General features: G+C 39.5%; 4 protein-coding genes. 2 read left to right on the forward strand and 2 right to left on the reverse strand.

What is annotated here, in order from left to right; all coding sequences use genetic code 11:
• Positions 1-208 (reverse strand): hypothetical protein (locus PN471_RS07215; protein ID WP_271776263.1); only part of this gene is annotated, 208 nt, incomplete at its 3' end.
• Positions 209-245: 37 nt separating this feature from the next.
• On the opposite strand from PN471_RS07215, the gene PN471_RS07220 reads away from it, so the two are divergent.
• Positions 246-1679: an LCP family protein gene (locus PN471_RS07220; protein ID WP_193899393.1), complete on the forward strand. Its 1434-nt coding sequence runs from the start codon at positions 246-248 to the stop codon at positions 1677-1679.
• A gap of 142 nt (positions 1680-1821) precedes the next feature.
• The gene (locus tag PN471_RS07225; RefSeq protein WP_271776264.1) at positions 1822-5334 is read left to right on the forward strand and encodes a P-loop NTPase fold protein; all 3513 of its coding nucleotides are present in this window, start codon (positions 1822-1824) and stop codon (positions 5332-5334) included.
• Positions 5335-5414: 80 nt separating this feature from the next.
• On the opposite strand, the gene PN471_RS07230 is transcribed toward PN471_RS07225, so the two are convergent.
• Positions 5415-7943 (reverse strand): mannose-1-phosphate guanyltransferase, encoded by a 2529-nt coding sequence (locus tag PN471_RS07230; protein WP_271776265.1) that lies wholly within the window; start codon positions 7941-7943, stop codon positions 5415-5417.
• Between the last annotated feature and the right edge of the window lie 181 nt (positions 7944-8124).

Raw genomic sequence — 8124 nt, forward strand, 5'->3', positions numbered from 1 at the left:
GCAGGGGGCAGGGGGCAGGGGGCAGGGGGCAGGGAATCGAAGAGAATAATATTCTTCTTTCTTCTTTCTTCTTTCTTCTTCTTTCCTCCTGACTCCTGCCGTAATTAAAAGGATTTGAGTTGAAGATTACCATATTTAACAGTTTTTTATAGCGAACTGATGAAGAGTTGGCTATTATAGTCTGATTTGTTTTAGATGTATTCGACAAATTTAGTTTATTGAAAATCGTAGGTGAGAGGAAGTCTGTGACTAGTCAAAAAACAACAGCAGCACAACAAAAAGCAGCAAAAGCTAAATATAAGGGTCAACGGAAAAATTCTCGTCCGTCAAAATCGGGACGGTGGCTATGGTTTGCGGTGGGTATGGGGGGGATTGCCATAGTATCAGGACTTGCAGGGGCATTATTAGCTATTTCTTGGGAAAGTACGCCTTTGCAACAAGCTCAACTCAGTCCCCAGGAAGAAGCCGTATTTGATGGCGATAGTATTTCTGGCAATGGGTTACAATTTTCCCAGCTAACCCGTCCTGTTAATATCCTATTAATGGGCATGAGTGTACTACCTCCAGATGTCCAAAATCCCCCAGCCGAAAGTAAAAATCTGCGTTATTTGCCCCAAATTAATTCTTTTGACGGTCTTGCGGATGTGATGCTGTTGATCAAGTTTGATCCAGACACCCAAAAAGTAGTCATGCTTTCCGTTCCTAGAGATACCCGTACACAAATTGAAGGCTATGGAACGAAAAAAATTAATGCTGCTAATGTAGATGGTGGTCCAGCATTAACGGCGAAAACCGTTAGTAATCTTTTGGGTGGAGTCGGGATTGATCGCTATGTTCGGATTAATGTATTGGGTGTTAGTAAGCTCATTGAAGCTTTGGGAGGAGTAAATATCTATGTCCCCAAAGATATGAAATATCGGGATGATTCCCAGCATTTGTACATTAATTTAAAAGCGGGTCAACAACATCTCAGTGGTGAACAAGCGTTGCAATTACTCCGCTATCGCCATGATGAACTGGGCGATATTGGGCGAATTCAGCGGCAGCAAATGGTGTTGCGGGCTTTAATCGAACAGACACTTAACCCGACAACCATCACCAAATTACCAGATATTCTCAATGTGGTTAGGGAAAATATTGATACCAACTTATCCGTTGAAGAATTAATAGCACTGCTTGGTTTTGGTTCAAAAATCAATCGCGCCAATATGCAAATGTTAATGCTGCCTGGACGCTTTAGCGAAAATCACGAATTTGATGCCAGCTACTGGGTTCCAGATGGGCGGAATATTGCTAAATTAATGACTCAGCATTTTGGCTTAGAAGCAAATACGACAGAAACATCATTTAGTCAGCCTGGTCGTTTGCGTGTAGCTATTCAGGATAGTACAGGAGGCGATCGCGGCGAGCGTTCTCAACTGCGTCCCCTAATTAAAACATTAGAGAAAGCTGGATACACGAATATCTTTATCTCTAAACCCTGGGGACAACCCTTAGACGTAACCCACATTGTCGCCCAACAAGGAGACGGAGACAGCGCCGAATCAATTCGTAGTTTGTTGGGATTTGGGGAAGTGCGGGTAGAAAGCACAGGTAATATTGGTTCAGATATTACTATTCAAGTAGGTAAAGACTGGTCTCAAAACCAAGCCATTTTCCAAAACTCCACTAATCCGTAGGGGCGCAGACCCTGCACCCATAATTCAGAAATTAGGCGCAGGAGATAAAAGGTAAACAAACGTATAAAACTATTTACAACCAAACAGCAATATAGTATAAACCAGTAACAACAACACAAGACTAACTGGTAACACGACTGGCATGGAAGCACCCCACAATCTAGAAGCAGCAACCCCAAAACCGGAAAAACACTTGGCTGAATTCAAGAGTCAGGTATTTGCAGTAGCGATATCACCGCAGGGACGGGAACACGTTGCTGTCGGTTTAGAAGATGGCACTATTGAGATTTGGAATTTACTAAGTGGGACAAAGTTGTTAAGTTGTCAAGGTCATAAAGGTTCTATCTGGTCATTAGCCTTTAATCACGACGGTACGCAAATAGTAAGTGGCAGTTCTGATATGACAGTGCGGTTGTGGAATGTCACAACTGGACAAGCTATAGATAGACCTTTATGGGTTCATAGAGATTTTGTCAAGACAGTAGCTTTTAATCACAACAGCACACAGGTAGTAAGTGGCAGTGATGACAGGAGAGTACGGTTGTGGGATGTCACAACTGGACAAGCTATAGATAGACCTTCCTGGGTTCATAAAGATTTTGTTAAGTCAGTAGCCTTTAATCACGATGGAAGTATGCTTGTTAGTGGCGGGAGGGACAACATGGTGAGATTATGGGATGTCACAACTGGACAAGCTATAGATAGACCTTCCTGGGTTCATAAAAATTTCATCAGGTCAGTAGCCTTTAGTCCCGACGGTAGCATGATTGTTAGTGGTAGTTGGGACAAGACAGTACGGTTATGGAGTGTCGCAACTGGACAAGCTATCGGCGACCCTTTTTATCATACAGATGATGTAAGATCGGTAGCGTTTAGTCCCGACGGGAGGATGATTATTAGTGGCGGTAGTGACAACATGGTGAGGTTATGGGATATTTCTGACCCTCAGCACAAGCGACAAATCATTATCGGAGAACACGAAAGCCCAATTTATTCTGTTGCTTTTGACCCCCAAGAAGACTACATTATCAGTGCTAGTACAGATGGTATCAAAGTTTGGCGTTGGCAAGAGTTGAATATTTATCGTGTTTCCCAAGCTTTTAGTAATGACCAAGCAAATGGTGAAGACTCTCTAGATGTCACCAAAGAACTGCAATCTTTAGCTGATGTCTTAATGTTGCGAAGTCTTGAACCTCCTTTAGCGGTGGCAATTTTAGGCAGTTGGGGTAGTGGTAAATCCTTTGGAATGCACCTGATAGAAAAGCAAATTACCAAAATTCGCTGTCAACAATTAACAGGAAAACAGACTTGGGGCGATAAGGGAGATGAACCAAATCTTTCTCCTTATGTTGGTCATGTTTACCAAATCAAATTTAATGCTTGGAGTTATGCTAAATCTGATTTGTGGGCAAGTTTAATGCAGACTATTTTTGAGCAACTTGACCGACAATTAACTTTAGAAAAGCAGTTAGCAGACAAACCAGAAAAATTGCTAGAGGGTGGTGATATTTGGCGTGTCCTCAATCAAATGAGTGATAGTGATAGAAAGGCAATTTTAAAATTAGAATTGGGTCAAGATGTATTTACTAACCTCAAGGATGATAATGCCCTTTGGACGATTCTCAGTGAAGTTAGAAAGGAAGAACAGGAAAAATTAAAGGAATCAGAAGATAAATTACAAAAATTAGAGACACAAGCGCAGAAAGAAAAGGAGAAAATAGAGAAAGAAACAAATCAAGAATTTGAAAATAAATCAAGAATCATTGTCTTTTTAACTCAACTTAAAGAACTGAGTAAGGATGATTTTGGTAATTCTATTCTTAAAGATTTTCTCAATACCTACGACTTTAAAGATAAAAATGACTTAGAAAGTCAATTTGAGATTTTTAAAGATTTAGATAAAATGCAGGAATCTGATCTAATTGAAAAAATTGAGGACTTGATTAAAACTAAAGATGGTAAAATAGAGAATATTATTAAAAAATCTAATAGAATTAAGAATTTTGTAGAAGAACAACCTAGTCAAATAGTTGGATTAATTGAATTTATTAGAAAAGATAAAAGGACGTTAGTTATATTTATAGTGGCAATGTCCTTACCATTTATATCCTATTGTGTGATGGTGTATGTTTTACCAAATATATTGCCAGATATATTGCCAGCAATAGGACAAATAACTTCTGCTTTGAAATTATGGTTAACTACAGTTTCCGCAATTCCTGCTATAGGTTTCGGAATTGAAATACTGAAAAAATTAAAAGTTTTTCAAGCCAAAACCAGCAAATTATTCCAAGTAGCGAAGGAAAGTATAGAACAGGAAAAACAGAAACTAGCTGCTGATAAGGATCAGAAAATTCAAGGTAAAATTAAAAGCAATAATTCTGAAATCCAGAAAGACATTGAAAATCTCCAATCCCAAATTGAACGACAAAAACAGCGGATTGGTTTAACTGCTCAATATAAATCATTATTGGATTTTGTCAATAACCGATTAGAGGATAATTCTTATCAAAAACTCTTGGGTTTAATGCACCAAATTCAAGATGATTTAGCAGATTTATCTGACCATTTAACCTATAAACCAGGAAAAACAAATCCTGAAAAACTCAAAATTCTGAAAACACATTTCCCTAGAGGAATTGCAAGAATAGTTTTATATATAGATGATTTAGATCGTTGTCCTCCTGATAAAGTTGTCCAAGTTCTAGAAGCTGTGCAGTTATTGTTAAATACGAATATTTTCATCATTGTCTTAGCAATAGATGATCGTTATATCGGTCGCGCTTTAGAACAAGTTTATAGAGGAGTTTTAAAACGTGGTGGTACTCCCTCTGGTGTTGATTATTTAGAGAAAATTATCCAAATTCCCTACAGAATGCGGCCTATTAGCAAAAAAGGGACAGAAAAGTATTTAAAATCTTTGGTAGATATTGAAGAGGAATCAAAAAAAGAAATACCTGTTAATGTTGGAGAACAAATAGAAGAAGTAGATCCTGCTTTGACAAATCCACGTACTCAAAGTATTTCTGAACCAAGAATTAAAGAATTAAATTCAGAAGAGAATAATAGAAAAATTCAACATTCTGCAAATACAGATCCATTAGTTAGTTTTGAAAGATTTACGACAGAAGAGTTTAGTTGGATATCAGAATGCTGTCAGCACGTTGATTTAACGCCCAGAACCGCAAAGCGACTAATTAATATTTGCAAAATCATTAAAACTATCTGGACTCCAGCACCTCATGACACAACGTGGAAGCAAGAACCAAAAAAAGAATACAAACAAACATTAATTGCCTTTCTGGCTTTAGCTGGTAGATATCCCAAGGAAATGCGGAAAGTATTAGAAGAGATTTATTTAGAATTTGAAGAAACTGATGAAAATACAGTCACAATCAACAAAGATAAATGGTTAAATCGCCTACAAAATTTAGATGTATTTATGGATAGACATCACCAAAGAGAGTGGAAAAAGTTTAAAAATGACTTTCATAAAATGCCACCACAAGCAGAATTTGTATTTGAAAAAAGAACCTTTAACTTAGCTGTTTCCTTCTGCTTTGTTGGCGATATTGGTTATGATCCAGATGATAACTATAATCGTGAATATAGATTTGAAGATCGTCAAAAACAATATGGTTTCAAGAGTATTTAAATCAATAACTCCTCTCTGCGCCTCTGCGCCTCTGCGTGATAAAACACATAATAAAGGGCGGGGAAACCCCGCCCCTACAATTACATATCCAAACGGTAATTTTCCTGTTCCCGTTCTACAAAATACTGAACACGGGCGCGGTAATCTCTGAGAGTTTCATCCACCCAATCGCGATCGCTACTGTTAACATAGAGATGGACTAAAGGTTCACTGGCATCAGGTAAAACCAATAGCCAATTGTCATCATAGGGTTGACGAATTTTCACACCGTCAATTAACTCCAAATTTTGAGCGGGGTGAGTTTCCACCAAATAACGCATTAACGCCCCCTTAGCCGTCCAAGGACAGCGGACTGTGTAGTTTCTATTAATCACACGAGGTAATTCCGAACGTACGGTTGCCAGCGATCGCTCTTGAATGGTTAACATTTCAATTAGCTTGGCAATACAGAACATCGAATCAAACCCTGGATGTAATTGCGGGAAAATAAACCCAGTTTCCCCACTCCCACCTAAAACCACATTGGGATTCTTCTGACAAGCCTCCATTAAAGCCGTAGGATTCGCCTTAGTTCTAATTACATTACCATCATGACGATGAGCAACCAATTCCACCGCACTAGAAGCATGAACCGGCACAACTACCGAACTTCTAGGATTAGCAGTTAACATCATATCAACCATCAACGCCGTCAGCATTTCCCCCCGAATAGGAAAACCCGATTCATCAACTAAAATCAACTGTTCCCCATTAGCCGATACCTGCACGCCAAAATTAGCGTTTACCGCCTCCACAACATGACCTAATTGAGTCAATAGTAATTCCCTATCAGCATTAGAAATTGCCGTTTTATTTAAACTAGCATTTAACACCACCGCATCCGCCCCAAACTTATCCAACATTTGCGGCAAAATAGCCCCGGACACAGCGTAAACATAGTCAATAACCACCTTTGCCCGACTATTACGCAGAGTATCCACATTTAATAACTTTTCAAAAGCCTTGCCATAGCAATCCATCAATTGACTAGAATATACCACATCACCAATTTCATGACTTTGGGAACGACGCATATCTTCCTTAAAATACGCCCCCTCAATTTTCTTTTCTTGGGCTTTAGAGATATTAATGCCCTTCAAATCCATAAATTCAATCAAGATATAATCACGGCGTTCTGGGTGAACTCGGACATGAATACCCCCTACTACCTGCATAGTAGGAATCACCGTCCTAGCGATAGGAATAGCCGTAGTGTCGAGATTTTGAACATCCACACCCACAGACATTAAACCCGCAATTAAAGACCGTGTTACCATCCGGGAAACATTGCGTTGGTCACGGGAAACAGTCACCATTGAACCAGGTTTCAACGTCGAACCATAGGCAGCCCCTAACTTCACCGCAAACTCTGGAGTAATATCAATATTGGCTAATCCCTGTACTCCCCGCTGTCCAAATAAATTCCGTTGGGCAGTATTTCCCCAAATCAGATTAATATTTAAAACTGCACCAGACTCAATCTTTTTACTTGGCCATACCCTCACCCCAGGGCTAATTTGCGCCTCTTCTCCCACCGTAGACAGCGAACCGACCACAGCCGCTTCTAATACATGAGCGCGTCTATCTACACGAGTACCGCGACCGATTACACAAGCCGACAACTGAGATTCATCGCCAATAATTGCCCCATTCCAAATAATTGGTCTTTTTAAATGGGCATCAGCCCCAATTGTCACATTATCACCAATTACTGTTCCATCCTCAATTTTTACCCTCGCACCAATGCGGCAATTATTCCCAATTACGGCTGGTGTTTCAATTTTAGCTGTAGGATCAATATAAGTATTTTGTCCTACCCACAAACCGGAAGCAATTTCTGGATAAGCCACCTTTAAGTTAACTTTCCTTTGTAAAGCATCATACTGGGCTTCTCTATAGGCATCTAAATGACCCACATCACACCAGTAACCATCAGCAACATAACCGTAAATCGGCTCGTTTTTGGCTAGTAAGAGGGGAAATAAATCTTTGGAAAAATCGCATTCAGTATGTTCTGGTAAATAGTCTAAAACTTCAGGTTCTAAGATATAAGTTCCAGTATTGACGGTATCCGAAAAGATTTCGCTAGTGGAAGGCTTTTCTAAAAATCGGTTAATGCGTCCTTCTGTGTCCGTAATTACCACACCAAATTCAATGGGGTTAGGCACACGGGTTAAAATTAAAGTAGCTTTTGCTTGTTTTTGTTGATGAAATTCAATAGCAGCGCTCAAATCAAAATCTGTGATACTATCACCGCTAATGACTAAAAAAGTTTCATCTAAAAGTTCAGTAATATTTTTTACGCACCCTGCCGTACCTAATGGTTGATCTTCTTCGATAGCATAGGTCATTTGTACACCAAAATCACTGCCATCTTGGAAGTAATCTCGGAGAACATCTGGTAAATAATGTAATGTAGCAATTACTTCATAAATCTGGTGTCGTTTCAGGAGATTGATGATATGTTCAGCAATGGGACGATTTAAAATCGGAACCATCGGTTTGGGTAAATCGCAAGTCAAAGGACGCAAACGCGTTCCCGAACCACCTGCCATTAAAACTGCACGCATAAATACTCCTAAACTTGACTTAAACTATGATGTTCTTCTTTTTTTAGCTTAACCGACAGAAGCCCCACGTCTCACTCTTAGGAGCGTGGGATGAATGGCGCGTGAGTTGAGTTGCGTAGCCCAAATTGTATTTGAGCGTAGCGAAAACAAAGAAGGCTACAGCGACGAAACGAACAAAATA

This window comes from Aphanizomenon sp. CS-733/32 (assembly GCF_028330045.1).
GTDB classification, from domain to species: domain Bacteria; phylum Cyanobacteriota; class Cyanobacteriia; order Cyanobacteriales; family Nostocaceae; genus Dolichospermum; species Dolichospermum gracile.